Source organism: Microbacterium sp. F1-18, assembly GCF_052921305.1.
In genome coordinates this window covers 106326-131077 of record NZ_JBREVD010000002.1, presented here as the reverse complement: position 1 = coordinate 131077, position 24752 = coordinate 106326, and the positions used below count along the sequence as shown (strand labels likewise).

The 24752-nt window shown below is 69.7% G+C and carries 27 protein-coding genes and 1 tRNA gene; 13 read left to right on the top strand and 15 right to left on the bottom strand.

Annotated features, from left to right (window positions below):
* Positions 1 to 88 precede the first annotated feature (88 nt).
* Positions 89 to 1336: a DNA recombination protein RmuC gene (locus ACU6RU_RS04815; RefSeq protein WP_120262455.1), complete on the top strand. Its 1248-nt coding sequence runs from the start codon at positions 89 to 91 to the stop codon at positions 1334 to 1336.
* Between the two features lie 23 nt (positions 1337 to 1359).
* On the opposite strand, the gene ACU6RU_RS04810 is transcribed toward ACU6RU_RS04815, so the two are convergent.
* Complete coding sequence (locus tag ACU6RU_RS04810; protein WP_023950432.1) at positions 1360 to 1542, bottom strand: hypothetical protein; 183 nt, start codon at positions 1540 to 1542, stop codon at positions 1360 to 1362.
* A 131-nt stretch (positions 1543 to 1673) separates the two neighbouring features.
* Positions 1674 to 2663 carry a class II fructose-bisphosphatase gene (gene glpX / locus ACU6RU_RS04805; protein ID WP_446726037.1) on the bottom strand — a complete coding sequence of 330 codons (990 nt, stop codon included), beginning with the start codon at positions 2661 to 2663 and terminating at the stop codon, positions 1674 to 1676.
* A gap of 210 nt (positions 2664 to 2873) precedes the next feature.
* Here glpX and fbaA point away from each other — a divergent pair, with 210 nt between their 5' ends.
* Complete coding sequence (gene fbaA, locus ACU6RU_RS04800; RefSeq protein ID WP_289329654.1) at positions 2874 to 3902, top strand: class II fructose-bisphosphate aldolase; 1029 nt, start codon at positions 2874 to 2876, stop codon at positions 3900 to 3902.
* A 69-nt stretch (positions 3903 to 3971) separates the two neighbouring features.
* Here fbaA and ACU6RU_RS04795 read toward each other — a convergent pair whose 3' ends face one another.
* Together ACU6RU_RS04795 and ACU6RU_RS04790 are read right to left on the bottom strand one after the other, a co-directional pair.
* Complete coding sequence (locus ACU6RU_RS04795; protein ID WP_289329655.1) at positions 3972 to 4556, bottom strand: DUF6264 family protein; 585 nt, start codon at positions 4554 to 4556, stop codon at positions 3972 to 3974.
* Positions 4553 to 5611, bottom strand: a complete 1059-nt coding sequence (locus ACU6RU_RS04790) for a 4-hydroxy-3-methylbut-2-enyl diphosphate reductase (protein WP_183045257.1) — start codon at positions 5609 to 5611, stop codon at positions 4553 to 4555. The genes ACU6RU_RS04795 and ACU6RU_RS04790 overlap by 4 nt, the downstream gene beginning before the upstream one ends.
* A 58-nt stretch (positions 5612 to 5669) precedes the next feature.
* Between ACU6RU_RS04790 and xseA the strand changes: the two genes are divergently transcribed.
* From xseA to ACU6RU_RS04755, 7 genes are read left to right on the top strand one after another with little or no spacing between them, the layout of a single operon-like run.
* Positions 5670 to 6980 carry an exodeoxyribonuclease VII large subunit gene (xseA, locus tag ACU6RU_RS04785; RefSeq protein WP_120262450.1) on the top strand — a complete coding sequence of 437 codons (1311 nt, stop codon included), beginning with the start codon at positions 5670 to 5672 and terminating at the stop codon, positions 6978 to 6980.
* Positions 6981 to 6990: 10 nt separating this feature from the next.
* Positions 6991 to 7224 (top strand): exodeoxyribonuclease VII small subunit, encoded by a 234-nt coding sequence (locus ACU6RU_RS04780; RefSeq protein WP_023950420.1) that lies wholly within the window; start codon positions 6991 to 6993, stop codon positions 7222 to 7224.
* The gene (locus tag ACU6RU_RS04775) at positions 7224 to 7865 is read left to right on the top strand and encodes a DUF4245 family protein (protein ID WP_446726036.1); all 642 of its coding nucleotides are present in this window, start codon (positions 7224 to 7226) and stop codon (positions 7863 to 7865) included. The genes ACU6RU_RS04780 and ACU6RU_RS04775 overlap by 1 nt, the downstream gene beginning before the upstream one ends.
* Positions 7862 to 8539, top strand: coding sequence for a carbonic anhydrase (locus ACU6RU_RS04770; RefSeq protein ID WP_120262448.1), 678 nt, complete (start codon positions 7862 to 7864; stop codon positions 8537 to 8539). The genes ACU6RU_RS04775 and ACU6RU_RS04770 overlap by 4 nt, the downstream gene beginning before the upstream one ends.
* Before the next feature lie 30 nt (positions 8540 to 8569).
* Positions 8570 to 9964 (top strand): class II fumarate hydratase, encoded by a 1395-nt coding sequence (locus ACU6RU_RS04765; protein WP_120262447.1) that lies wholly within the window; start codon positions 8570 to 8572, stop codon positions 9962 to 9964.
* Between the two features lie 10 nt (positions 9965 to 9974).
* A complete protein-coding gene (locus ACU6RU_RS04760) occupies positions 9975 to 10949 on the top strand; it encodes a sensor histidine kinase (RefSeq protein ID WP_259455158.1) in 975 nt (324 codons plus the stop codon).
* Complete coding sequence (locus ACU6RU_RS04755; RefSeq protein ID WP_120262446.1) at positions 10946 to 11599, top strand: response regulator transcription factor; 654 nt, start codon at positions 10946 to 10948, stop codon at positions 11597 to 11599. The genes ACU6RU_RS04760 and ACU6RU_RS04755 overlap by 4 nt, the downstream gene beginning before the upstream one ends.
* Before the next feature lie 45 nt (positions 11600 to 11644).
* On the opposite strand, the gene ACU6RU_RS04750 is transcribed toward ACU6RU_RS04755, so the two are convergent.
* Positions 11645 to 13000 carry a PhoH family protein gene (locus ACU6RU_RS04750; protein ID WP_446726035.1) on the bottom strand — a complete coding sequence of 452 codons (1356 nt, stop codon included), beginning with the start codon at positions 12998 to 13000 and terminating at the stop codon, positions 11645 to 11647.
* A 191-nt stretch (positions 13001 to 13191) separates the two neighbouring features.
* Positions 13192 to 13968 carry an isoprenyl transferase gene (locus tag ACU6RU_RS04745; protein WP_120262445.1) on the bottom strand — a complete coding sequence of 259 codons (777 nt, stop codon included), beginning with the start codon at positions 13966 to 13968 and terminating at the stop codon, positions 13192 to 13194.
* Positions 13969 to 14065: 97 nt separating this feature from the next.
* On the opposite strand from ACU6RU_RS04745, the gene trhA reads away from it, so the two are divergent.
* On the top strand, positions 14066 to 14758 hold the full coding sequence (trhA, locus tag ACU6RU_RS04740; RefSeq protein WP_120264280.1) for a PAQR family membrane homeostasis protein TrhA: 693 nt from the start codon (positions 14066 to 14068) through the stop codon (positions 14756 to 14758).
* Between the two features lie 32 nt (positions 14759 to 14790).
* Here the strand turns inward: trhA and ACU6RU_RS04735 are convergent, their stop codons facing one another.
* Positions 14791 to 15036, bottom strand: a complete 246-nt coding sequence (locus tag ACU6RU_RS04735) for a hypothetical protein (RefSeq protein WP_120262444.1) — start codon at positions 15034 to 15036, stop codon at positions 14791 to 14793.
* A gap of 80 nt (positions 15037 to 15116) precedes the next feature.
* On the opposite strand from ACU6RU_RS04735, the gene ACU6RU_RS04730 reads away from it, so the two are divergent.
* Positions 15117 to 15512, top strand: coding sequence for a DUF4307 domain-containing protein (locus ACU6RU_RS04730; protein ID WP_446726034.1), 396 nt, complete (start codon positions 15117 to 15119; stop codon positions 15510 to 15512).
* A gap of 84 nt (positions 15513 to 15596) precedes the next feature.
* Positions 15597 to 16088 carry a transcription elongation factor GreA gene (gene greA, locus ACU6RU_RS04725; RefSeq protein ID WP_120262442.1) on the top strand — a complete coding sequence of 164 codons (492 nt, stop codon included), beginning with the start codon at positions 15597 to 15599 and terminating at the stop codon, positions 16086 to 16088.
* Between the two features lie 25 nt (positions 16089 to 16113).
* Here the strand turns inward: greA and ilvA are convergent, their stop codons facing one another.
* The 4 genes from ilvA to ACU6RU_RS04705 all read right to left on the bottom strand — a co-directional run bounded on the left by ilvA (position 16114) and on the right by ACU6RU_RS04705 (position 19707).
* On the bottom strand, positions 16114 to 17340 hold the full coding sequence (gene ilvA, locus ACU6RU_RS04720; RefSeq protein ID WP_446726033.1) for a threonine ammonia-lyase: 1227 nt from the start codon (positions 17338 to 17340) through the stop codon (positions 16114 to 16116).
* Positions 17337 to 18518, bottom strand: a complete 1182-nt coding sequence (locus ACU6RU_RS04715; RefSeq protein ID WP_446726032.1) for an AI-2E family transporter — start codon at positions 18516 to 18518, stop codon at positions 17337 to 17339. The genes ilvA and ACU6RU_RS04715 overlap by 4 nt, the downstream gene beginning before the upstream one ends.
* 64 nt (positions 18519 to 18582) lie before the next feature.
* On the bottom strand, positions 18583 to 19149 hold the full coding sequence (locus tag ACU6RU_RS04710) for a LemA family protein (RefSeq protein ID WP_446726031.1): 567 nt from the start codon (positions 19147 to 19149) through the stop codon (positions 18583 to 18585).
* A 78-nt stretch (positions 19150 to 19227) separates the two neighbouring features.
* A complete protein-coding gene (locus ACU6RU_RS04705; protein WP_120262438.1) occupies positions 19228 to 19707 on the bottom strand; it encodes a MarR family winged helix-turn-helix transcriptional regulator in 480 nt (159 codons plus the stop codon).
* Between the two features lie 72 nt (positions 19708 to 19779).
* On the opposite strand from ACU6RU_RS04705, the gene ACU6RU_RS04700 reads away from it, so the two are divergent.
* Entirely contained in the window at positions 19780 to 20658 is an 879-nt protein-coding gene (locus ACU6RU_RS04700) for an EamA family transporter (RefSeq protein WP_446726309.1), read from the top strand.
* Here the strand turns inward: ACU6RU_RS04700 and ACU6RU_RS04695 are convergent.
* From ACU6RU_RS04695 to ACU6RU_RS04680, 4 genes are all read right to left on the bottom strand, one after another.
* Positions 20618 to 20690 (bottom strand) — tRNA-Leu (locus ACU6RU_RS04695). The two genes, ACU6RU_RS04700 and ACU6RU_RS04695, sit on opposite strands and share 41 nt — an antisense overlap.
* A gap of 762 nt (positions 20691 to 21452) precedes the next feature.
* Entirely contained in the window at positions 21453 to 22889 is a 1437-nt protein-coding gene (locus ACU6RU_RS04690) for an NAD(P)/FAD-dependent oxidoreductase (RefSeq protein WP_446726308.1), read from the bottom strand.
* Positions 22890 to 22932: 43 nt separating this feature from the next.
* A complete protein-coding gene (locus tag ACU6RU_RS04685) occupies positions 22933 to 24222 on the bottom strand; it encodes a S8 family serine peptidase (RefSeq protein WP_289329663.1) in 1290 nt (429 codons plus the stop codon).
* Positions 24195 to 24665, bottom strand: coding sequence for a DUF501 domain-containing protein (locus ACU6RU_RS04680; RefSeq protein WP_120264278.1), 471 nt, complete (start codon positions 24663 to 24665; stop codon positions 24195 to 24197). The genes ACU6RU_RS04685 and ACU6RU_RS04680 overlap by 28 nt, the downstream gene beginning before the upstream one ends.
* Between the last annotated feature and the right edge of the window lie 87 nt (positions 24666 to 24752).

Here is a 24752-nt window from a genome sequence, read left to right as displayed (position 1 = left end):
CCTCCCGCACCCGCCCCCACGAGACCCGAGAGCGCCGCGCCGCGCGCCGCCTCCAGGCGATGTCGGAACCACCCGGCATCCTGGACACATGGACGCCCCTCTCGTCTTCCTTCTCATCGTCGTCGCTGTCATCGCCGCCGCGGGCGGATGGTTCGCGGGCTCCGCGCGCGCCTCGCGTGACGGGGCAGCCGACCGCGCCCGTCTCGAAGCGCGTGCCGCGGTAGCGGAGGCCGAACGCGACGCGCACGCCGATCAGCTCGAGCGCCAACGCGAACTGCAGCGCGAGATGGGAACCCAAGCGCGACTCGACCAGGCAGCACGCGACGAACGCGAACGCCGAGAGCAAGCGGTGCTGCGCGCACTCGCCCCCGTACAGGAGTCGCTGCAGGCGATGCAGGCCAAGGTCGAACTCCTCGAGCGCGAACGCAGCGAGCAGTTCGGATCCGTCGCCGAGCAGCTGCGACTCGGGCGCGAGACCGACGAGGCTCTGCGATCCACGACCGAGTCGCTCGCCGGCGCCCTCCGCTCGAGCGCCGCCCGCGGTGTTTGGGGCGAAACGCAGCTCCGACGCATCGTCGAGTCGGCGGGGCTCACGCGCTACGTCGACTTCGAGCTGCAGTCCAGCATCTCGTCCGACAGCGGGGCGGGTCGGCCCGATCTGATCGTGCGTCTCCCGGGCGACAAGGCGCTCGCGGTCGACGCGAAGGTGCCCCTCGACTCCTATCTCGAAGCCAGCGCCATCCCCGTCACGGCGCAGGGTGACGACGCCCGGCGCCGCAAGGCGTTGCTGGCCGCGCACGTCAAAGCGGTCCGCGCTCACGTCGATGCGCTGGCGAAGAAGGCCTACTGGCAGGGTCTCAGCTCGAGTCCCGAGTTCGTGGTGTGTTTCATCCCGAGCGAGTCACTCCTCGCTGCGGCTCTCGACGAAGATCCCGCGCTGCTCGACTACGCGTTCAGCCGTCGCGTTGCGCTCGCCTCACCGGTCAACCTGTGGGCGGTGCTGAAGACCGTGGCCTACACCTGGACGCAGCAGGACGTCTCCGACGAGGCCCGGCGCCTGTTCGACCTCGGCAACGAGCTGTATCAGCGGCTCGGCGGCCTCGCATCGCACGCGAACGACCTGCGGCGCGCGATCGAGCGAACGGTCGAGTCCTACAACAAGTTCGTGGGAACGCTCGAGAGCCGGGTGCTCGTGACGGCACGGAAGTTCCCGGGCATCGACGAGACGCGGCTCGAAGCGGCGAACCCGCCCGCGCCGATCGAGACATCGACGCGGATGACGACGGCTCCCGAGCTGCTCAGCGCAGACGTCGGTGAACTGCGTGAGCGGCTGTGAGGACGACCGGAAGAGTCGCCCGGTCAGGCGGGGAACATATTGACGAGGCCGACGACGGCGACCGACACCGCGACGAAAGCGCCGATCATCCACCACGCGCTCATCTGGTGTCCCTCGGGGTGGCGCCGGCGCAGCAGCACGTCCGGACGTCGCGCGGGGTCGATCGTCACCGCGACCTGACCGGTCGGCGGGTTGTTTGCTGTCATCGACATGGTTCTCCCGGGTGCTGACGTGAGGGTGGTCATCGCCGTTGATACCGGTACCCATTCTGACAGAGGCTTCCTGGGAGCATCAGTGGTTGACACGCAGTCGTGTCGCGATAGTTACCCGGCCGAACTCAGAGCCACTTCGACGTGAGGTGCTCCGAGGTGATCCGGCGCAACGTTCCCGAGGCGCCACGCAGCACGACGCTCTCGGTGTAGACGTAGTCGCCTTCCCGTCGAACACCCCCGACGAGCTCGCCGTTGGTCACGCCGGTCGCGACGAAGATCGTGTTCTTACCGCGCACGAGATCATCCGCCTCGTACACGTGACCGTCGAGGCTGAGGCCCGCGTCGATGCCGCGCTGCTTCTCATCGTCGTCGCGCGCCCACAGCCGGCCCTGGATGTGGCCGCCGAGAGCCTTGATGGCGCACGCCGTGACGATGCCCTCCGGGCTGCCGCCGATGCCCACGCACATGTCCGTCCGGGCGTTATGCCGTGCGGCGTTGATCCCGCCGGCGACGTCGCCGTCGCTCATCAGTCGCGTCCCCGCGCCGGCATCCCGGATCTCCTGGATCAGCTGCGCGTGGCGAGGCCGGTTCAGGACCGACACCACCAGTTCGTCGACCGGCTTGCCGAGCGCCTTCGCGAGCCGTCGGATGTTCTCGGCGATCGGCAGCCGGATGTCGACGACACCGACGCCCGCCGGCCCCGTGATGAGCTTGTCCATGTAGAACACCGACGAAGCATCGAGCATCGCCCCCCGGTCCGCCACCGCGATGACGGAGAGGGCGTTGTTACGCCCCTCGGCGGTCAATGTGGTGCCGTCGATCGGGTCGACGGCGATATCGGCCTGCGGGCCGCGACCGGTGCCGACCTTCTCGCCGTTGAACAGCATCGGAGCGGCATCCTTCTCGCCCTCTCCGATGACGATCACCCCGTCGAAGTTCACCGTCGTGAGGAACGCCCGCATCGCGTCGACCGCCGCCCCGTCGGCGAGTTCCTTCTGCCCGCGACCGATGAACGGCACCGAACGGATCGCCGCCGCCTCGGTCGCGCGCACGAGTTCGAGCGCGAGGTTTCGGTCGGGATGCAGCGGACTCATGTCGGCGGTCAAACTCACCATGGGCCACAGCATAGGTGCGGGCAGGCGCGAGGATCCGCCGCTTTCGGCCGCGCGCCCACGAAGGAATAGGGATTCTTAACGATTCCGTACATCCGGCCGCGCCGCGAACCCGTGGCAACAAGCGGCGTCGTTTCTCCGGCCGCCCCGCGGACGGCGGCAGCGGCCTTCGATAAAGTGGGCTCGGTAACACCGCCGATTTGAGGAGCTCTCATGCCCATCGCTACCCCCGAACAGTACGCAGAGATGCTGGATCGCGCGAAGGCCGGTGGTTTCGCCTACCCCGCCATCAACGCTGCCAGCTCGCAGTCCATCAACGCCGTCCTCCAGGGCCTGACCGAGGCCGGTTCCGACGGCATCATCCAGGTCACGACCGGTGGCGCCGACTACTTCGCCGGACACACCGTCAAGGGTCGCGCGACCGGCGCGCTCGCCTTCGCGAAGTTCGCGCACGAGGTCGCCAAGAACTACCCCATCACGGTCGCGCTCCACACCGACCACTGCCCGAAGCCCGCGCTCGATGACTTCCTGCTGCCGCTCATCTCGGCATCGGAAGAGGCGGTAGCCGACGGCGGCCAGCCGATCTTCCAGTCGCACATGTGGGACGGCTCGGCCGTGCCGCTCGCAGAGAACATCGAGATCGCGAAGGAGCTGCTGCCCCGGATCAAGGCGATCCGCGCCATCCTCGAGGTCGAGATCGGCGTCGTCGGCGGCGAAGAAGACGGTGTCCAGCACGAAGGCTCCAACGACGCCCTCTACACCACGACCGGTGACGTGTCGCAGGTCGTCGACGCCCTCGGTCTCGGCGACCAGGGCCGCTGGATCGCCGCGCTCACATTCGGCAACGTCCACGGCGTCTACAAGCCGGGCAACGTCAAGCTCAAGCCCGAGCTGCTCGGCGAGATCCAGGCCGGCATCGCCTCGAAGTTCGGCACGGGCGAGAAGCCGCTCGACCTCGTCTTCCACGGCGGCAGCGGCTCGACCGACGAAGAGATCGCCCTCGCCGTCGCGAACGGCGTCGTGAAGATGAACATCGACACCGACACCCAGTACGCCTTCACGCGTTCGGTCGCCGGATTCATGTTCCAGAACTACGACGGCGTCCTGAAGGTCGACGGCGAGGTCGGCAACAAGAAGGCTTACGACCCGCGCGCGTGGGGCAAGAAGGCCGAATCCGCGATGGCTGCTCGCGTCGTCGAGGCGACCAAGCAGCTCGGCTCGTTCGGCAAGTCCCAGAGCTGACCACCAGCACGCGAACGACGACGCCCCGCGGATCAGTCCGCGGGGCGTCGTCGTTCGTCCTGGCCCGGATCAGCGGATCGTGGTCAGCCCGTCGAGAACACCGGGGTCCGACAGCAGCGGCGCCGCCAGCAGCAGGCTCACGATCACGAAGGTGACGATGGCGCCGACCAGCGGGATCCACCACGACAGACGGCGCAGCGACAACGACCACCACGACAGCACCGCGGTCAGCAGCCATCCGGCGCCGTAGACCACGGCGGCGGTGACGCCCCAGGCGCGTCCACCGGCGGGGTCGGCGAGCGTCGCGTCGATACCCGCCATATCCATCCACGTCTGCGCGAATCCGGCGAAGTCGACGAGCTGCGGGATCGCGCCCAGCACCGTGACCAGCCCGTAGGCGAGGAGAGCGACCGTGATGACGCGGTCGGCGAGTCGCGACGGACGCGCAGCCGACGTGGTCGGGCGCGGGGACGCGAGCCGCTGTGGCGCGGAGTCGTGGTGATGGGATGCCGCTGAGCCCGCCGGCACCTGCGCCGTCTCGACGACATCGGGGTGCGGCGCCTCTCCGCCGAGTGCCGCGATCCGGGCGCGCTGCTCCTCGGGGGTGGCGTATTCGCCGTACTGCGGGCGAGGGCGTTCCTGGTCGTCCATCATCGACCCCGTCCGCCGCGCGCGCGGGCATCTTGTTTGCCCGCGGCGTCGGTGCGCAGTTCCTTCGGCAGCGAGAACATGAGGTCCTCCTCCGCCGTGCGGATCTCGTCGACGTCGGCATAGCCCGCGTCTGCCAGGCTCGCGAGCACCTGCTGCACGAGCACCTCGGGCACCGACGCGCCGCTCGTGACCCCGACGGTGCGTACGCCCTCGAGCCACTCCTGGCGGATCTCGTCGGCGTAGTCGATGCGGTGAGCAGCGCGCGCGCCATACTCGAGCGCGACCTCGACGAGCCGCACGCTGTTGGACGAGTTCGCCGACCCCACGACGATGACGAGGTCGGTCTCGGCGGCGATCTTCTTGATCGCGACCTGACGGTTCTGGGTCGCGTAGCAGATGTCGTCCGACGGCGGATCCTGGAGCTCCGGGAACCGGGCGCGCAGGCGACGCACGGTCTCCATCGTCTCGTCGACCGAGAGCGTCGTCTGCGACAGCCACACCACCCGCGAAGGATCGCGGACCTCGACGGTGTCGGCGTGCTCGGGAGACGTGACGACCGTGATGTGCTCGGGCGCCTCGCCTGCGGTGCCCTCGACCTCTTCGTGTCCTTCGTGTCCGATGAGCAGGATCTCGCGATCATCGCGCGCGAACCGCACGGCCTCGCGGTGGACCTTCGTCACGAGCGGGCACGTCGCATCGATCGCCTGCAGGCCCCGGTCCGACGCTGCGGACACGACCGCGGGCGACACGCCGTGCGCGCTGAAGACGACGTGCGCGCCCTCGGGAACGACGTCGACCTCGTCGACGAAGACGGCGCCCCGTTCCTCCAGCTCACGAACGACGTGGATGTTGTGCACGATCTGCTTGCGCACGTAGACGGGAGCGCCGAAACGCTCGAGCGCCTTCTCGACGGCGACGACGGCACGGTCGACCCCGGCGCAGTATCCGCGCGGCGCTGCCAGCAGCACCCGCTTGGCGGCGCCCACAGGGATATCCTGGAGACGGCCGTGACGCCCCGGCACGCGGGGAACGGGCAGCCGGACGGCGGGAGTGCTCACTCCTCGATTCTACGAGGCGCATCCTGCCGGCCGCTCGGAACCGGCCGTGAGGAGCCCTATGCCGTCGTTCGAGACCGCGTCCGATCAGGCGCCGCCGCCGGATGCCGTCCACCCCCGCGACTCCTCGCCGCAGACGCCGACGTCGATCTCGCGACTCAACGAGACCATCCGCGACTTCGTGCAGCGGTGGAACGCGGTGTGGGTCGAGGGCGAGATCACCTCGTGGAACCTGCGAGGCGGGCATGTGTTCGGCCGTCTGAAGGATGCCGAAGCGGATGCCGCGCTGTCGTTCCGCCTCTGGTCGAGCACCCTGCAACGCCTCGGCTCGAACCCGCAGGTCGGTGACCGCGTCGTCGCCTGTGTGAAGAGCGACTACTTCGTGAAGTCGGGCGACTTCTCCTTCACGGTCTCGGCCATGCGCCCGACGGGACTCGGCGACCAGCTCGTCCAGCTCGAGCGGCTCCGCTCCCAGCTGCGAGCGGAGGGGCTCTTCGATCCGTCCCGCAAGAAGGCTCTGCCCTTCCTCCCCCACACCATCGGTCTGATCACGGGCGAGCGCAGCGACGCCGAGCGCGACGTGCACCGCAACGCCGAGTTGCGGTGGCCCCACGTCGCCTTCCGCACGGTGCACGCGGCCGTGCAGGGCGATCGATGCGTGCCCGAGACGATCGCGGCGCTGCGCACCCTCGACGCCGACCCCGAGGTCGACGTCATCATCATCGCCCGCGGCGGAGGCGACCCGCAGACTCTCCTGGGCTTCAGCGACGAGCGGCTGCTCCGCGCCGTGGCGGCGGCCACGACGCCCGTCGTCTCGGCCATCGGCCACGAGAACGACCACCCACTGCTCGACGACGTCGCCGACCTGCGCGCGTCGACGCCGACCGATGCCGCCAAGCGCGTCGTGCCCGACGTCGTGGAACAGCGCGCGCTCGTGGAGCAGCTGCGCAGCCGCGCCCGGACCCGATTGACGCAGCGGGTCGCGCACGATCTCGCGCAGCTCGAACAGCTTCGATCGCGGCCCGTGCTGCGCAACCCCGAGTCGCTCATGACGACCCGCGCTCACGAGCTGCACATCCTCACGGCCCGCGGACGCGACATCGTGACGCGTCGCATGGACAGCGCGGGGCACGAGGTCGCTCGGCTCCGCGCGACTCTCCGCGCGCTGTCGCCGGGCGCGACGCTCGATCGCGGCTACGCGATCGCACATCTCGACGCCGGCGTCATCGTCCGTGAGGCGGCCCAGGCGCCGGCGGGCTCGCGCGTGACCGTCACCGTCGGTCGCGGCGCCTTCGCGGCGCGATCCGAGGGCGCCATCGACGACGGCGCCGCGCCCGCGGACGCGGCGGGCGCACCGACGGACCCGTCCTAGAATGGCTGACATGACTCCGCCGGCCGAAGGGCTCTCCGCCGACGTCGAGACCCTCAGCTTCGAACAGGCGCGCGACGAGCTCGTCCGTGTGGTTGCCGAGCTCGAGCAGGGGGCGCCGACTCTCGAGCAGTCGCTCGCCCTCTGGACGCGGGGCGAACAGCTCGCCGCACGATGCGAGGAATGGCTGCTGGGTGCCAAGCGCCGGCTCGACGAAGCGCGCGCGACGCGCGCGGACGACGCGTGATGGCCAAGGGCCCCCGCGTCGTCGCCGAGCTCGGGCGCCCCGAGACCCCCGACGAGACCGCGGCGCGCAAGGCGGCGTCGTCGCAGGTCTACCGATCGAGCCAGAACGTCCGCAACCTGCTGGCCGCACTCATCGTCACGGTCGCCGTGGTGGCCGTCATCGTCTTCGCCGTGCCTCGCGGCTCGGTGCCCGAGCAACCCGGCATCGACGTCGTGGCGGTCGCGAGCGACGTCGGCTCGGGCATCGGCCGGCAGCTCGTCGCGCCGACGGTTCCCGAGACGTGGCGCGTGAACAAGGCCGAGCTCGCCGGAGACGACGTCCAGACCTGGGAGATCGTCTACGCCCCCGCGAGCGGATACGTCAACGTGCAGCAGGCATTCGACGCCGACGCCGGTTGGGCATCACGTCAGATCAGCGGCTCACGAACCACGTCGACCGAGACCATCGACGGGGTGGCGTGGGAAGTCTTCGAGATCCCCGACCCCGCTCGAGCCGGGAACATCTCCTACGCCCTGACGACCCAGGCGGGAGCCGACACGATCCTCGTCTACGGCGGCGGGGCCATCGACGCCGAGACCGTGCGCACCGCCGCGCGCGGCCTCGCGACACAGATCGTCGAACTGCAGGAGGAGACACCATGACGTCGACCGCGGCCGCTCCGGCATCCCCCACTCCCCAGGAAGCCTGGGATGAGATGCGGGCGGGCAACATCCGTTTCGTCGAAGGCACCCCGCGCCACCCCCGTCAGGACGTCGAGCGCCGCCACGAGATCGCCGGCTCGCAGACCCCGCGCGCCGCGCTGTTCGGCTGCTCCGACTCGCGCCTGGCCGCGGAGATCATCTTCGATGAAGGCCTCGGCGACCTTTTCGTGATCCGAAACGCCGGCCAGGTGATCTCCGACTCCGTCGTCGGCAGCCTCGAGTACGCGGTCGCGGTCCTGAACGTCCCGCTCATCGTCGTCCTCGCGCACGACGCGTGCGGCGCCGTGCGCGCCGCGATCGAGAGCACCGGGGTGGACGCTCCCCCGCTGCCGCCGCTCATCTGGCGGCAGATCTCTCCCATCGTGCCCGCCGTCCGCCGCGTGCTGCGGGCCGGGGCCGACTCCGGCATCACCCCCGAGAACGTCGACGCCGAGGTCGTCGGACGCGAGCACCTGCGCGACACGGTCGGGCAGCTGCTTCACGCATCCGAGCTCATCAGCACCGCCGTCGCCGAGGGCCGGCTGGCGATCGTCGGCGCGAACTACCGGCTCGGCGAGGGCGCCGCAGAACCCTCCATCATCCTCGGCGACGTCCACGACGACGCCGCATCCTGACGACATCCCCACCGAGAGAGGAACAACGACGTGACCGACATCGAGTACCGCATCGAGCACGACACCATGGGAGAGGTCCGCGTCCCCAAGGACGCCCTCTACGCCGCGCAGACCCAGCGCGCGGTCGAGAACTTCCCGATTTCGGGCTCCGGACTCGAGTCGAGCCAGATCGCCGCGCTCGCGCGGATCAAGAAGGCCGCCGCGCTCGCCAACAAAGAGCTCGGGACGCTCGACCCCGCCATCGCCGACGCGATCGCCGCCGCCGCCGATGAGGTCGTCACCGGCCGCCACGACGCCCACTTCCCCGTCGACACGTACCAGACCGGCTCGGGTACGTCGTCGAACATGAACATGAACGAGGTGCTCGCCACCCTCGCGACTCGTGCGCTCGGCAGCACGGTGCACCCGAACGATCACGTCAACGCCTCGCAGTCGTCCAACGACGTCTTCCCGACGTCGGTGCACATCGCCGTGACCCAGGCGCTCATCGACGACCTCATCCCCTCGCTCGATCACCTGGCGGTCGCCTTCGAGACCAAGGCGGAGGAGTGGAAGGATGTCGTGAAGTCCGGTCGGACACACCTCATGGACGCGACGCCGGTCACCCTCGGGCAGGAGTTCGGCGGATACGCACGCCAGATGCGTCTCGGCATCGAGCGCGTCCAAGCCGTGCTGCCCCGCGTCGGCGAAGTGCCCCTCGGCGGCACCGCCGTCGGGACGGGGATCAACACGCCTCTCGGCTTCCCGCAGAAGGTCATCGAGCTGCTCGCGGCCGAGACCGAGCTGCCGATCACCGAGGCGAAGGACCACTTCGAGGCTCAGGCCAACCGTGACGGTCTCGTCGAGGCGTCGGGGGCCCTTCGCACCATCGCCGTGTCGCTGACGAAGATCAACAACGACATCCGCTGGATGGGCTCGGGCCCGAACACCGGCCTCGGCGAGCTGCACATCCCCGACCTCCAGCCCGGCTCCTCGATCATGCCCGGCAAGGTCAACCCGGTCGTCCCCGAGGCCGTCCTGATGGTGTCGGCGCGGGTCATCGGCAACGACGCGACGGTCGCCTGGGCCGGCGCTTCGGGCTCGTTCGAGCTCAACGTCGCGATCCCCGTCATGGGAACCGCCCTGCTCGAGTCGATCCGCCTGCTCTCGAACGCCGTGCGTGTGCTCGCGGACAAGACGGTGGCCGGCCTGCAGGCGAACGTCGAGCGCGCAGCGGCGTTCGCCGGGATGTCGCCGTCGATCGTCACCCCGCTCAACAAGCTCATCGGGTACGAGGCCGCCGCGAAGATCGCCAAGCACTCCGTCGCGAAGGGCATCACCGTCCGCGAAGCGGTGATCGACCTGGGCTACGTCGAGCGGGGCGAGCTGACCGAAGCGCAGCTCGACGACAAGCTCGACCTGCTCTCGATGACTCACCCTGGTTGATAATCGGAGGGTGAACCCGTCGCGGTCGGAAGCCCGGCGCGCACGCATCCTGGGGATCGTCCTGGTGATCGTGTGCGCCGGCTTCGTCGTCGCCGCGATCGGCTCGCTGCTGGTCTTCCTCCTCGTCGGGGCGCGCCTCCCGTGGGCGGCGGTGCTGGTCTTCGCCCTCGTCGGGCTCGCGACCCTTCTCACCGTGGGGCTCGTCGGGTGGCCCCTGTTGGCGACACCGCCCCGCGAGGCGGCTGCGCAGGATGCCTTCGACGCCGCGGTCGAATCCCAGCGTCGGCTGCTCGACGACGTCCGCCACGAACTGAAAACGCCGATCGCGATCGTGCGCGGGCACCTCGAGCTCGTCGACGCGAGCGACCCGGCCGACGTCGACGCCGTGCGTGAGATCGCGATCGGCGAGCTCGACCGGATGACGCGACTCATCGGCGACATCGATCTCCTCGCCTCCGTGGAGGGCGAACGCTTCACGATGGACGAGGTCGACATCGAGAGCCTCACCCAGCGGGTCGTCGACCTGGTCACCGTGATCCCGGGACACGAATGGGCGGTGGAGTCGACACAGCGCGGCATCATCCACGGCGACGCGGACCGTCTGCTGCAGGCCTGGCTGCAGCTCGCCGACAACGCCGCGAAACACACCCCCGCCGGCACCGCGATCGAGCTCGGCAGCGGTGTCTACGCGGGGGCCTTCCACCTCTGGGTCCGCGACCACGGCCCCGGCATCCCGCCGGCTGCCCGACACCGCATCTTCCGCCGCTTCGACCGGGGCGGTCGGCGTCGTTCGGCGGGCGGGTCCGGACTGGGCCTCGCGATCGTCGACGCCATCGCCAAAGGCCACGGCGGCTCCTGCACCGTCACCGAGACACCCGGCGGCGGCGCCACCTTCACCATCACGATCCCGCTCCGCTCGACCCTGCGCCTGCCGGCGCCGGTGCGGGCCGGGGAAGTCGTGCTCCAGCGCAAGGAGATCGGATGACCCGCATCCTGCTCGTCGATGACGAACCCCACATCATCGCCCTCCTCGAGCGCGCCTTGCGCACCGAGAACCTCGAGCCCGTCGTCGCCGAGGACGGTGAGACGGCGCTCGAGCTGCTCGACACCGAGGAGATCGACCTGGTCATCCTCGACGTCGGGCTGCCGGGCATCGACGGCTTCGACGTCCTGCGCCGCATCCGCGCGTCGGGTTCGGCCGTCCCCGTGATCATGCTGACGGCGCGCAGCGGCACGAACGACACCGTCGAGGGCCTGGATGCCGGCGCGAGCGACTACGTGCCCAAGCCGTTCGTCGTGGCCGAGCTCCTCGCCCGGGTGCGGTCGCGCCTGCGCGAGACTCCGGGGCCGGCCACCGTCATCACGCGCGACGGAGTGAGCCTCGACATGCTGACCCGGCGCGCCACGGTCGACGGCCGCGACATCGACCTGTCGGCACGCGAGTTCGCCCTCGCGGAGCAATTCCTCCGCCACGCCGGCGAGGTCCTCAGCCGTGAGACGTTGCTGAGCCGGGTGTGGGAGCTCGACTTCGACCCCGGCTCCAACGTCGTCGACGTGTACGTGCGCTATCTGCGGGGCAAGGTCGGCGCATCCCGCATCGTCACGGTCCGGGGCGAGGGGTACCGCTGGGACTGAGGCCGGCTCCGCACTCTGCGGAACGGAGCCGGCGCGTCCCGTTCCTCAGCTGAGCTCGCCGGCTTCCAACAGGTCGGTGACGAGCGCCGCGATAGCCGAACGCTCCGAGCGCGTGAGCGTCACGTGTCCGAACAGGTCATGGCCCTTGAGCGTCTCGATCACCGATGCGATGCCGTCGTGACGCCCGACCCGGAGGTTGTCGCGCTGGCCGACGTCGTGTGTGAGCACGACACGCGAGTTCTGCCCGATCCGGCTGAGCACCGTCAGCAGGACGTTGCGCTCGAGCGACTGCGCCTCGTCGACGATGACGAACGCGTCGTGCAGCGAACGTCCGCGGATGTGGGTCAGCGGCAGCACCTCGAGCAGCCCGCGGGCGATGATCTCCTCCACGACGTTGCCGGAGACGACCGAACCCAGCGTGTCGAAGATGGCTTGACCCCAGGGGTTCATCTTCTCCTGGGCATCGCCGGGGAGGTACCCGAGCTCCTGGCCACCGACGGCGAAGAGCGGACGGAACACGATGATCTTGCGCTGCTGCTGCCGTTCGAGCACCGACTCCAGCGCCGCGCACAGCGCGAGTGCCGACTTGCCGGTTCCGGCCCGGCCTCCCAGCGACACGATGCCGACATCCGGATCGAGGAGCAGGTCGATCGCGATCCGCTGCTCGGCGGAGCGTCCGTGCAGCCCGAAGACGTCGCGATCACCGCGCACGAGCCGGAACGACCCGGGACCGGTCACCCGCCCGAGGGCCGACCCCCGCTCCGAGTGGATCACGAGCCCGGTGTTCACGGGCACCCCGCGCACCTGGTCGCTCGTGGCGACCTCGCTCTCGTACAGGTCGCTCATCTCGTCGCCCGAGAGATCGATGCCCGCGATGCCGGTCCATCCCGAGTCCACGGCCTGCTCGGCCAGATACTCCTCGGCACTGATGCCGAGCGAGGCAGCTTTGACACGCATCGGAAGGTCCTTCGACACCACCGTGACCGGCTGCCCTTCGTGGGCGAGGTGCATCGCGACGGCGAGGATGCGCGTGTCGTTGTCGCCGAGGCGCATCCCGGCCGGCAACACCGACGGATCGGTGTTCGTCAGCTCGACGCGCAGCGTGCCGCCCTCACCGACGGGAACCGGGAAGTCGAGCCGACCGTGCTCGACCCGCAGGTCGTCGAGGTGTCGCAGCGCCTGGCGCGCGAAGTAGCCGATCTCGGGATCGTGCCGCTTGGCTTCGAGTTCGGTGACGACCACGACGGGGACGACGACCGAGTGCTCGGCGAAGCGGAACAACGCTCGCGGATCACTCAGCAGCACCGATGTGTCCAGAACGTAGGTGCGCAGCTCCTGATCGAGGTCGTCACCTCCGTGGTGGATGACGCGACGCTGCTGCTCTGTTGCTCGTGCGGCCACAACCCACTCCCCGCCTCGGGTGTCTCACCCGATTAACACGAGTCGACCGTGGGTCACGAGTCGTGAGAAGGCCGACTCGAACGGGCGCCGTGCCCGTTGCGACGACAGTACGGCGGGTGACCGGCAGCGGGAGAAACCGACACGCCCACGAACGTTTCGAGACGGTGAACTCTGCGTTGCGGGCGTCGGCGTCAGCCGCCGAAACGACGATCGCGCGTCGCGAAGTCGCGGATCGCGCGCAGGAAGTCCACTTCGCGCAGGTCGGGTCCGAGCGCCTCGACGAAGTAGAACTCGCTGTGCGCGGACTGCCAGAGCAGGAAGTCGCTCAGCCGCTGCTCGCCCGAGGTCCGGATGACGAGGTCGGGATCGGCCTGTCCGCCGGTGTAGAGGTGCTCGCCGATCTGCTCCGGGGTCAGGCTCTCCGCGAGCTCTTCCATCGACCCACCCCGCTCGTGGTGGCTCGTGATGATGCTCCGCACGGCATCCACGATCTCGCCGCGCCCGCCGTAGCCGACTGCCAGGTTGACGTGGAGCCCGGTGTTGTCCCGCGTGTGCGCCTCCGCCTTCGCGAGGACCCGCGCGAGGTCATCCGGGAGCTGAGCGGCCCGGCCGACGTGCTGGACGCGCCAACCCGGCTCGTTCGAGAGCGTCTCGGCGAGCTCTGCGATGATCTCAAGCAGGTCGGCGAGCTCGCGCGAGTCGCGCTTGGCGAGATTGTCGTGCGACAGCAGGTACAGCGACACGACGCGGATGCCGAGCTCGTCGCACCAGCGGAGGAACTCGTGCATCTTCGCCGCGCCGGCACGGTGCCCCTCGGCGGGAGTCGGATATCCCGCCTGGCGCGCCCAGCGCCGATTGCCGTCGATCATCATCGCGACGTGATGTGGAACCGTCTCCGGTGTCAGGTGCCGGCGCAGCCGGGACGCATACAGTCGATAGAGGGGTCCTCGTCCGCGGTTCGCAGCCACTCCCCTACGCTACTCCCCGACCTCATGTGAACGCTGGCATACGGCGGCGCGTACGCTCGTCATTGTGACCGGACCCGCACCCGATGAGGGCGTCGAGATGCCCCAGCTGCCTCTGTTGGACGCCGCCGCCGCGAGCGCGCAGATCGAGCTCCGCCCGACCTGGCGCGGCTGGATCCACGCGGCGACCTTCCCCGTGGCGATTGCCGCCGGCATCGTCCTGATCGTGCTCGCGCACGGAGCGCCGGCGAAGTGGGCGAGCGCCGTGTTCATGACGACCTCGCTGCTGCTGTTCGGAAACTCCGCGCTCTATCACCGCTTCGACTGGAAGCCGCGCACCAAGGCGATCCTCAAACGCATCGACCATGCGAACATCCTTCTGCTGATCGCCGGCACCTACACGCCGCTGGCCGTGCTGGCCCTCCCGACCGACCAGACGGTGCTGCTGCTGTCGTTGGTGTGGGGTGGTGCGATCGCAGGGATCTTCTTCCGTGTGTTCTGGATACACGCGCCGCGCTGGCTCTACGTCGCGCTCTACCTCGCGTTGGGCTGGGGTGCGGTGATGTACATCGTCCCGCTCTTCGAGGCCAACGCCGCCATGATGGTGCTCGTGATCGTCGGCGGGTTGCTCTACAGCGGTGGAGCCGTGGTCTACGCGATCAAGAAGCCGAACCCGTGGCCCGGGCACTTCGGGTTCCACGAGATCTTCCACGTGTGCACGGTCCTGGCGTTCCTCTGCCACTGGACGGCGTGCCTGCTCATCGCGCTCGAGCCCGCGTACCACGCCGGCTGACGCGCCCGGCGGGCGGTCAGCCCGGCGGGCGGTCAGCGCGTGTCGGCGTCCCGCTCGCCGCGTGCGGCGGCGTCCTCCTCGTCGAGCTGCTCGCGCACCTCGGCTCGGTAGCGCCCGCGACGCACACGCCGCAGCATGTCGAGCAACAGGAGCACGACGGCGATCGTCAGGATCACGATCGCTCCGAAGCCCCACGGTCCGGGGGTGACCGACGTGGGGTCGACCGTGATCTCGGGAATCGGTGTCGCCGCCGATATGAGCCACAGTTGGGAGTTCATGGTTCCTCGATCTGCGCGAGAAGCGCTTAGCCTGGAAACACCAGCCTAATCCCGTCAGAACCGCCTCGGAGACCGCCACGATGACCACGCAGCTCAAGCTCGACCAGCGATACGGTCGGACGCGCGACAAGCGCTCGCGCCGCATCCTGATCGCCGTCGCGAGCGTGCTGGGCGCGGGTGTTCTCGGACTCGTGGCGTGGACTACCGTGACCGGGGCGATCAACTCCGTCGACACCGACGCGACCGGATTCCAGGTGATCGGCGAACACTCCGTCGTCGTCTCGTTCCAGGTCAGCGGGGCTCGAGACAAACCGCTCGCCTGCGCCCTCGAGGCGCAGGACACCGAGCACGGCGTGGTCGGATGGCGCGTCGTGGAGTACCCGGCTGCAGACGGCGTCTCTCGGGCGTTCACCGAGACGATTCCGACCGTCGCCCTCGCGACGAATGGTTTGGTGACCTCTTGCTGGATCCCGTAGTCTAGGTCTTTCTTGTGCGCCCCGGTCGGATGCCGGGGCGTTCGCCATAGGCGGCTGTGTGCCGCGCCAGTGCAAGGAGATCACATGTCGAACGACGCTCCCGTCACCTTCCTCACGCAGGACGCCTACGACCGTCTCGTCGCGGAGCTCGAACACCTCTCGACGACGGGGCGCGAGGAGATCGCCAAGCGCATCGAGGCCGCGCGCGAGGAAGGCGACCTGAAGGAGAACGGCGGCTACCACGCCGCGAAGGACGAGCAGGGAAAGCAGGAAGCGCGTATCCGCACCCTCCAGCAGCTACTCAAGGACGCCACCGTCGGCGAGGCTCCCGAGTCCGACGGCACGGTGCTCTCGGGCACCGTCGTCACGGCGCTCGTCGCGGGCGGCGAAGAGGTCTTCCTGCTCGGCAGCCGCGAGATCGCGGCTGGTTCCGAGCTCGACGTCTACAGCGAGGCCTCACCCCTCGGCGAGGCGATCCTCGGCCTCAAGGAGGGCGAGAAGACCTCGTACACCGCCCCGAACGGCCGCGAGATCTCGGTCGAGATCGTCAAGGTCGAGACCTACTCGGGACAGTGACCCGCGCGCTTCGCGCCGGCGCTCGTCAATCGGAGACGACCGTCGGCGCGAAGCCGGCATCCTCGAGGACCGCGATGACCTGAGCGCGGTGCTCCTCGCCTCGCGTCTCGACGCTCAGCTGAAGGATGACCTCGCTGATCTGCAGTCCCTGCCCATGGCGCGTGTGCAGCACCTCGATCACGTTGGCACCCGCCACCGACAGCAGCTCCGAGACTCTCGCCAGCTGACCGGGGCGGTCGGGCAGGGGGATCTGCAGCGTCATGTAGCGACCGGATGCCGCGAGCCCGTGCGCCACGACGCGCTGGAGCAGCAACGGGTCGATGTTCCCGCCCGAGAGGACGGCGACCGTCGGTCCCGATGCCGTGACCTTGCCGGCGAGGATGGCGGCGACACCGACGGCACCCGCCGGCTCGACGACCTGCTTGGCACGCTCGAGAAGCACCAGGAGCGCCCGGGCGATGTCGTCGTCCGAGACGGTGACGACCTCATCGACGAGCTCGCGGATGACGGCGAACGTCGCGTCGCCCGGGCGCGCGACCGCGATGCCGTCGGCGATCGTCGGGGTCGTCTCGACGGCCAGCGGCATCCCCGCGGCGAGCGATGACGGGTAGGCGGCGGCGTTCTCCGCCTGCACGCCGATCACGCGCACGCGCCGCCCCTCGGCCGCAGCGCGCCCCTTCACGGCTGCAGCGACACCGGCGATGAGCCCGCCTCCCCCGATCGGGATGAGGAGCGTCTCGATGTCGGGCACCTGATCGACGAGCTCGAGACCCAGGGTTCCTTGGCCCGTGATGACATCGGGGTGGTCGAACGGGTGGATGAGCACCGCACCGGTGCGTTCGGCGAACTCCGCCGCGAGCCTCAGCGGCGTCTCGACGGTCGCGCCTTCGAGCACGACGTCGGCGCCGTACCCGCGGGTGGCCAGGAGTTTGGGCACGGGCACACCCAACGGCATGAAGATCGTCGCCCGGATGCCGAGCTTCTGCGCCGCGAGCGCGACGCCCTGGGCGTGGTTGCCCGCCGAGGCCGCGACGACGCCGCGGGCGCGCTCCTCCTCGGTGAGGCGCGAGAGGCGGTAGGTCGCGCCGCGGATCTTGAACGACCCGGTGCGCTGCAGGTTCTCGAGCTTCAGATACACCGGCACGCCGAGAAGATCCGAGAGGTGCTCGGAATACTCCATGGGGGTGCGGGTGACGACGCCGTCGAGCACCGCCGCGGCTGCGTCGAGATCGGCCGGAGTGGGTCCGGTCATGCGTTCTTCCTCCGGTCTCGGGGCACGGTGCTCCAGATCATCTCATCGGGCCGCGGCGCGACCCCTGTCTCCCACGATCGTCGCGATATGTAGAGCACGACGACGTTGACGAAGGCGGCAAGGGGTACCGCGAACAACGCACCGGGGATGCCTGCGATCATTGCTCCGCCGGCGACGACGATGACGACGGCGAGCGGGTGGACCTTGACGGCGGAGCCCATGAGCAGTGGCTGCAGGATGTGCCCCTCGAGCTGCTGCACGCCGAGCACGATCACGAGCATCCACAGGGCGATCCAGGGGCCGTTGTAGACGAGTGCCAGGAAGACCGCGAGAGCACCGGTGACGACGGCTCCGACGAAGGGGATGAACGCACCGAGGAAGACCAGCACCGCGATGGGGGCGGCGAGGGGCACCCCCAGGAACAGCGCACCCAGGCCGATGCCGGTCGCGTCGATCGTCGCGACGAGGAGCTGGGTTCGGGCATAGGTCACGACGGTGCGCCAGCCCGTCCGGCCCGCACCGTCGACCGCGGGCCGGGCCTGACGCGGGAACAGACGCACCACCCAGCGCCAAATGCGGCCCCCGTCGGCGAGGATGCACAGCAGGATGAAGAGGACGAGCAGAGCGCCCGTCGCGACATGACCCACGGTCGATCCGATCGCCAGAGCCCCGGACCACAGCAGCGAGGCCTGCTGCTCGACGAACCCCCAGCCCTGCTGGAGCAGGTCATCGATCTGCGCTGATGTGAGGTGGAGCGGGCCGTCGATGAGGTACTGCCGCAGCTGGCCGACGGCGTCGACCGTCCGCCCCTGGACCGACGGCCACTGCCGGCTGATCTGCCAGATGGCGAGCCAGAGCAGGCCCGAGATGACGGCGATCGTCGCGAGCACGCTCAGCACGATCGCCGCCCAGCGCGGCACGCGGTGCTCGAGCATCCAGAGGAGGCCCGGCCAGAGCAGCGCAGCCAGCAGGATCGCGATGAGCAGCGGGATGACCAGGAGTTTCAGCTGGATGATGATCCAGATCGCCACGCCCGCCGCCGCCGCGACCACGAGCAGCCGCCACGAGTATGCCGTGGCCAGGCGCAGGCCGCGCGGAACGCTCGGCGACGTCTCGGTGGCAACGGTCCGGGTGCGCAGGGCGTCGAAGAACGATCGCCCGACCTTGTCGTCGCTCATCCCGTCAGTCTAGGACTCCGACGCGTATCCGCCCGACCGTCGGCGGCGGTCTCAGAGCGGGTGCTCAGAACTGCACGCGCGGCGGCTCGGCGATCGCCGCGCCGTTCTCGACCTCGAAAAACTCGCGCTCGGTGAACCCGAGGCTGCGAGCGAACAGGTTGTTGGGGAACACCTTGATCTTCGTGTTCAGTTCACGCACGCCGCCGTTGTAGAAGCGGCGCGACGCCTGGATCTTGTCTTCGGTGTCGACGAGCGCCTGCTGCAGCTGCAGGAAGTTCTGGCTCGCCTGCAGTTGGGGATATGCCTCCGCCACGGCGAAGAGCGACTTCAGTGCCTGCTGGACGTGTCCCTCGGCCACACCCGCTTCTGCGGGACCGCTCGCAGAGAGGATCTCGGCGCGGGCGCGGGTGACGTTCTCGAAGACCGCCTTCTCGTGTGCGGCATATCCGCGAACCGTGTCGATGAGGTTGGGAAGAAGGTCGGCCCGACGCTTCAGCTGCACCGTGATGTCGCTCCACGCCTCGTCGACGCGGATGTTGAGCGCTACGAGCGAGTTGTACGTCGCCCACAGGTAGATGCCGACGACAGCGAGCAACGCGACGACGACGATGACCGGGATCAGCCACTCCATTGCATGTCCCCTCTCTCCGGGTCCAGTCTAACCAGCACGCGTCCGGCGCCATCGGCCGCGCCCGCGAACTCGCAGGTCTTACCCACCCCCGACGAGCCGGGAGAGCATCTCGGCCAGCTGAGCCTGTTCCCGGGATGAGAGCGGATCGAGCACCGCCCGCTCGGTGTCGAGGTGGTCCGGGAGCACGCGGTCGACGATACGCCGGCCCTCCTCGGTCAGCCGCACGATCTTTCCCCGCCCGTCAGCCGGATCGGGGTGGCGGCTGACGTACCCCAGCGCCTCGAGGCGGTTGAGTCGCTGGGCGACGGCGCTCGAGGTGATCATCGCATCGGCCGCGAGCCCGGCCGGCGTCAGCTCGTAGGGCTCCCCCTGTCGGGTGAGTGTGGCGAGGACGTCGAAGGTGGCCGCGTCGATGCCGTGGCTCGCGAAGGTCGCGGCGAGGCGGGCATCAACGGATGCCGCTGCCCGTCCGAGCCGTCCGATCACAGCCATCGGGGTGACGTCGAGCCCGGGCTTCTCTCTCGCCCACTGCTCCAAGATCCGGTCGACATGGTCCATGCCCGCGATCCTAGTCGCTAAGCGCTGAGCTATTATGCCTAAGTGCTTAGCAATCGGACCGCGCTCCTCGTCATGACCGCCCTCGCGCCCGTCGTCTGGGGCACCACCTACCTCACCACCACGACGTTCCTCCCGCCCGGGCATCCGCTGCTGATCGCGACGGTGCGCGCGCTGCCGGCAGGATTCATCCTGCTCCTCGTGGCACGGCGACTCCCGACCGGATCGTGGTGGTGGCGCTCGTGGGTCCTGGGCGCTCTGAACTTCACGGTGTTCTTCGGCTGCCTCTTCATCGCCGCCGATCGACTCCCGGGCGGGGTCGCCGCGGTGGTCGGCGGCATCCAGCCCCTCATCGTCGCCGTGCTCGGTTGGCGGATCCTGTCCGAGCGGCTCACCGTCGTCACGATCATCGCCGGAACGGCCGGGGTCATCGGGGTCGGACTCATCGTCGCGCCCGGCGACGCCGCGCTCGACCCCGTCGGCGTCGCCGCCGCCCTCAGCGGCGCCGTGTCGATGGCCGTCGGAACGGTGCTGACCAAGCGGTGGGGCGCCGGTCAGCCCCCGCTTGCGGTGACGGCGTGGCAGCTCCTCGCCGGCGGCATCCTTCTCGCCGCGCTCACGGCAGTCGTCGAGCCGCCGCCCGACGCGCTTCCCACGGCGCCGCAACTCGGCGCGTACGCATACCTGACGCTCGTCGGCACAGCGCTCGCGTATGTGCTCTGGTTCCGCGGCGTGCGGTCGCTCCCGACGCGCCTGCCCGCCTTCGTCGGGCTGCTGAGCCCCGTCGTGGCCGTGGCGCTGGGCCTGGTCGTCGCCGGTGAGACGCTGAGCGCTCTTCAAGCCGTCGGGCTGGTGACAGTGCTCGCGTCGGTGACCGCTGCGGTGGCGCAGCCGCGGACGAGAGCGTCGAACGTACCCCCGGTGGGACTCGAACCCACACTGAAGCGATTTTAAGTCGCCTGCCTCTGCCATTGGGCTACGGGGGCCCGGTCCCACGTTACCGGGCTTCCACCGGGCGGCTTGATTGGCAGTAACCGCCCACGCGCGACCCGTGAAGGGGCACAACCTGCCAACCCAACCCGCAGCAGCACCCACGCGACCCACTCACCTGGCAGTACCCGCCCACGCGCGACCCGTGAAGGGGCACAACCTGCCAACCCAACCCGCAGCAGCACCCACGCGACCCACTCACCTGGCAGTACCCGCCCACGCGCGACCCGTGAAGCGGCACAACCTGCCAACCCAACCCGCAGCAGCCCCCACGCGACCCACTCACCTGGCAGTAACCGCCCACGCGCGACCCGTGAAGGGGCGCGACCTGCCAACCCAACCCGCAGCAACACCCACGCAACCCACTCACCTGGCAGTAACCGCCCACGCGCGACCCGCGAAGCGGCGCAACCTGCCCACCCAACCCGCAGCAGCACCCACGCAACCCACTCACCTGGCAGTAACCGCCCACGCGCGACCCGTGAAGGGGCGCGACCTGCCAACCCAACCCGCAGCAGCACCCACGCAACCCACTCACCTGGCAGTAACCGCCCACGCGCGACCCGTGAAGGGGCGCGACCTGCCAACCCAACCCGCAGCAGCACCCACGCGACCCACTCAGCTGGCAGTACCCGCCCCCTCGCGACCCGTGAAGGGGCGCGACCTGCCAACCCAACCCGCAGCAGCACCCACGCGAGACCGGGGAACGACGAGGCCCCCGTCACCGAGCGGTGCGGGGGCCTCGGGGTGCACGAGCCTCAGCTCGCGTTGACCTTGTTGTCCTTCTCGGCGGGGGCGACCGCTGCGGCGCCCTCGTCCTTCGCGACGCTCTTCGGGTCGATCGGCGGCTGCGGGTTCTCCGCGGCGGGCTGCGCGGGACGCGGACGCGCGGCGAACTCCTCGAACGCAGCACGCGGCGTGAGCGTGCCCTGCAGAGCGACGTTGTCGCGGCCGAGCCAGAAGTTCATCCACCAGTCGCCGACGACGCGCCACTTGCGCTCCCACGACGGCATCGCGAGACCGTGGTAGCCGCGGTGCGCGACCCAGGCGAAGAAGCCCTTGATCGCGATCTTGCCGGACTGGAAGACACCGTTGCCGAGGCCGAGGCCGGCGACCGCACCGAGGTTCTTGTGGAAGTACTCGCGCGGCGTCTCGCCCCGGAGCACGGCGACGAGGTTCTTCGCCAGCAGCTTGGCCTGACGCACGGCGTGCTGCGCGTTGGGCACGCAGTAGCCGCCCACGCCGCCGCCGGTCAGGTCGGGAACGGCCGAGATGTCACCGGCAGCCCAGGCGCCCTCGACGATCTCCTCGGGCGTGCCGACACGCAGATCGGCGCGGGTGCGGATGCGGCCGCGCTCCTCGACGGGCAGGTCGCTGCCGCGAACGACCGTCGGGTTCGCCATGACGCCGGCGGTCCAGATGATGACGTCGGTGGGGATGAACTCACCCGTCGACAGTGCAACGTTGCCGCCCTCGGCGCCCTGCACCTGCGTGTCGAGGTGCACGTTGGCACCCTTCTTCGCGAGGTCCTTCAGCACCCACTGGCTCGTCTCGAGCGAGACCTCGGGCATGATGCGTCCCATGGCCTCGATGAGGTGGAAGTGCGTGTCCTCGAAGCGCAGCTGCGGGTAGCTCTTCAGGAGCGACGACGCCATCGCGCGCAGCTCTGCGAACACCTCGATGCCCGCGAAGCCGCCACCGACGACGACGACGGTCAGCAGACGGTCGCGCTCGGGGCCGGCAGGCAGGTTCGCCGCACGGTCGAAGTTGGTGAGGATGCGGTCGCGGATCGCCATCGCCTCTTCGACCGTCTTCAGACCGATCGCGTTGTCGGCGATGCCCGGGATCGGGAAGGTGCGCGAGACGGCACCGGCGGTCACGACGATCTGGTCGTAGCGGTGCTCCCACGGCTCGCCCTGCTCGGGCGTGATCGTCGCGACCTTGTTGGCGTGGTCGATCTTCGTGACCTTCGCGTTGACGACGTTCGTCCGCTTGAGGTGACGGCGAAGACCGACGACGACGTGGCGGCCTTCGATCTCACCGGCCGCGACCTCGGGGAGGAACGGCTGGTAGGTCATGTAGGGCAGCGGGTCGACGATGGTGACCTCGGCCTCACCCTTGCGGAGGTGCTTCTCGAGCTTCCACGCGGTGTAGAAGCCGGCGTAGCCGCCACCGACGACGAGGATCTGGGGCACAGATGTGGACACGTTCGGAAGAACTCCTTGATCGGGGGCTCGGCTAGCGCGACGCGCGGGCCGATCGGATGCGCCGGACAGCAGCAGTGACGCCGAGCGCCACCAGTATAGCGGCCATGGTCACACCCAAGAGCGGGACGGTCCCGTACAGGAGCGTGTTCATGCTCGGCAGAAGCGGCGACCCGGCCTCGGACGGAGGGTCCGCGGCCGGCAGCTCCGGCAGCGCGACGGGCGAGGTCGTGGGCTGAGGCGCGGGCGCCTGCTCCGCCCGGCGGTAGATGCGCACCCATTCCGCGAGATCGCCCATCGGGTTCTCCGACACCGCCGGAACGGCCGCACTCACCGCAGCCGCGGCATCCAGCAGTCCGTAGCCGTAAAGCGGATCGGGCTTCGCCGAGACGCCGGGGACCGCGCGCGCGGTCTTGATGATGCGGTTGATGACGTTGTTCGCGTCGAGCCCGGGATGTGCCGAGCGCACCAGCGCGGCCACGCCCGCGACGATCGGGGCCGCGCCGCTGGTGCCGTCCCACACCACGATGCGGCCGTCGGCCGAGACGCCGAGCAGGCCCTCGCTCGGCGCCGAGATGCCGATCGTGATGCCCTGCGTCGACGCCTCCTGGCTCGCGACTCCCCCACGATCGACGCCGCCGACGGTGAGGACGCCGGGGATCGTGGCCGGCGCGCCGACGCGATCGGTTCCCGTCCCCCGGTTCCCGGCGGCGACGACGACCACCACGTCATGGTCGTAGGCGTACTGGAAGGCCGTGTCCCACGACGGGTCCCACTCGAGGAGATTCGTCGTGAACGACAGGTTGATGACGTCGGCGCCCTGATCGACGGCCCACGTCATCGCGTCGGCGACCTGCGTCGCGAACGGGATGTCGGACGTGCCGCCGAAGCCGATGGACAGCGACAGCAGCCTCGCCTCCGGCGCGACGCCGATCATGCCGGTGTCGGGTCCGGTGCCGCGGGATGCTGCGAGCGAGGCGACCCAGCTGCCGTGATCGCGGTCATCGCCGCCGACGGGCGTACGTCCGTCGGCGCTTCCTGAGCCCGAGAAGTCTGCGCCCGCGCTGACCGCGCCCTCGAACTCGGCCGGACCGCGACCGATGCCCGTGTCGATCACCGCGATCGTCGTACCGGCCCCGCGCGTGGTCTGCCACGCCGTGCGGACCCCGTAGTCATCGAGCCAGTACTCCGCCTGGCGCGCGGGATCGGGCGGGGGCACCACTGCACCGGCCGTCGTCGCGCTGACGACGAGCACGCCGACGACGGCCGCGCGCAGGAGCCGCCCGACGCGCCGCGTCACGCGGCCACCCGCGGGGTGGCGCATGTGCATCGCTCGGGCGACCAGGTCGATCGCTCGAGCGCGAGATCGCCGATGGGGTTGACCCCGGGTCCGGCCGCGAGTGCGTGCGCCGCGACGGCGTGCAGGCACTTCACACGCGTGGGCATGCCTCCGGCCGAGATGCCCGCGATCTCCTCGACCTCTCCGTAGGCTGCCCGGTCGGCGAGGTAGCTCTCGTGGGCGCGCCGATACGCCTCTGCTACCTCGGCGTCCTCAGCCAGGAGGTCGGACAGGTCACGCATGACATGGGTCGCCTCGAGCGCCGACATGGCGGCGGTGGCACCCGGATGCGTGAGGTAATAGAAGGTCGGGAAAGGCGTGCCGTCGGGCAGCCGCGGTTCCGTCGAGACGACCGTCGGGTTGCCGCACACGCAGCGCGCCGCGATACCCACGACTCCCCGCATCGGACGCCCCAGCTGCTCGCGCATGACCTCGAGGTCGGCGTCGGTCGCGGGTGTCAGGGCCGTAGCAGTCACCCAGACAGGCTACCGTCCGCTGCTGGCCGACTCCTGGGG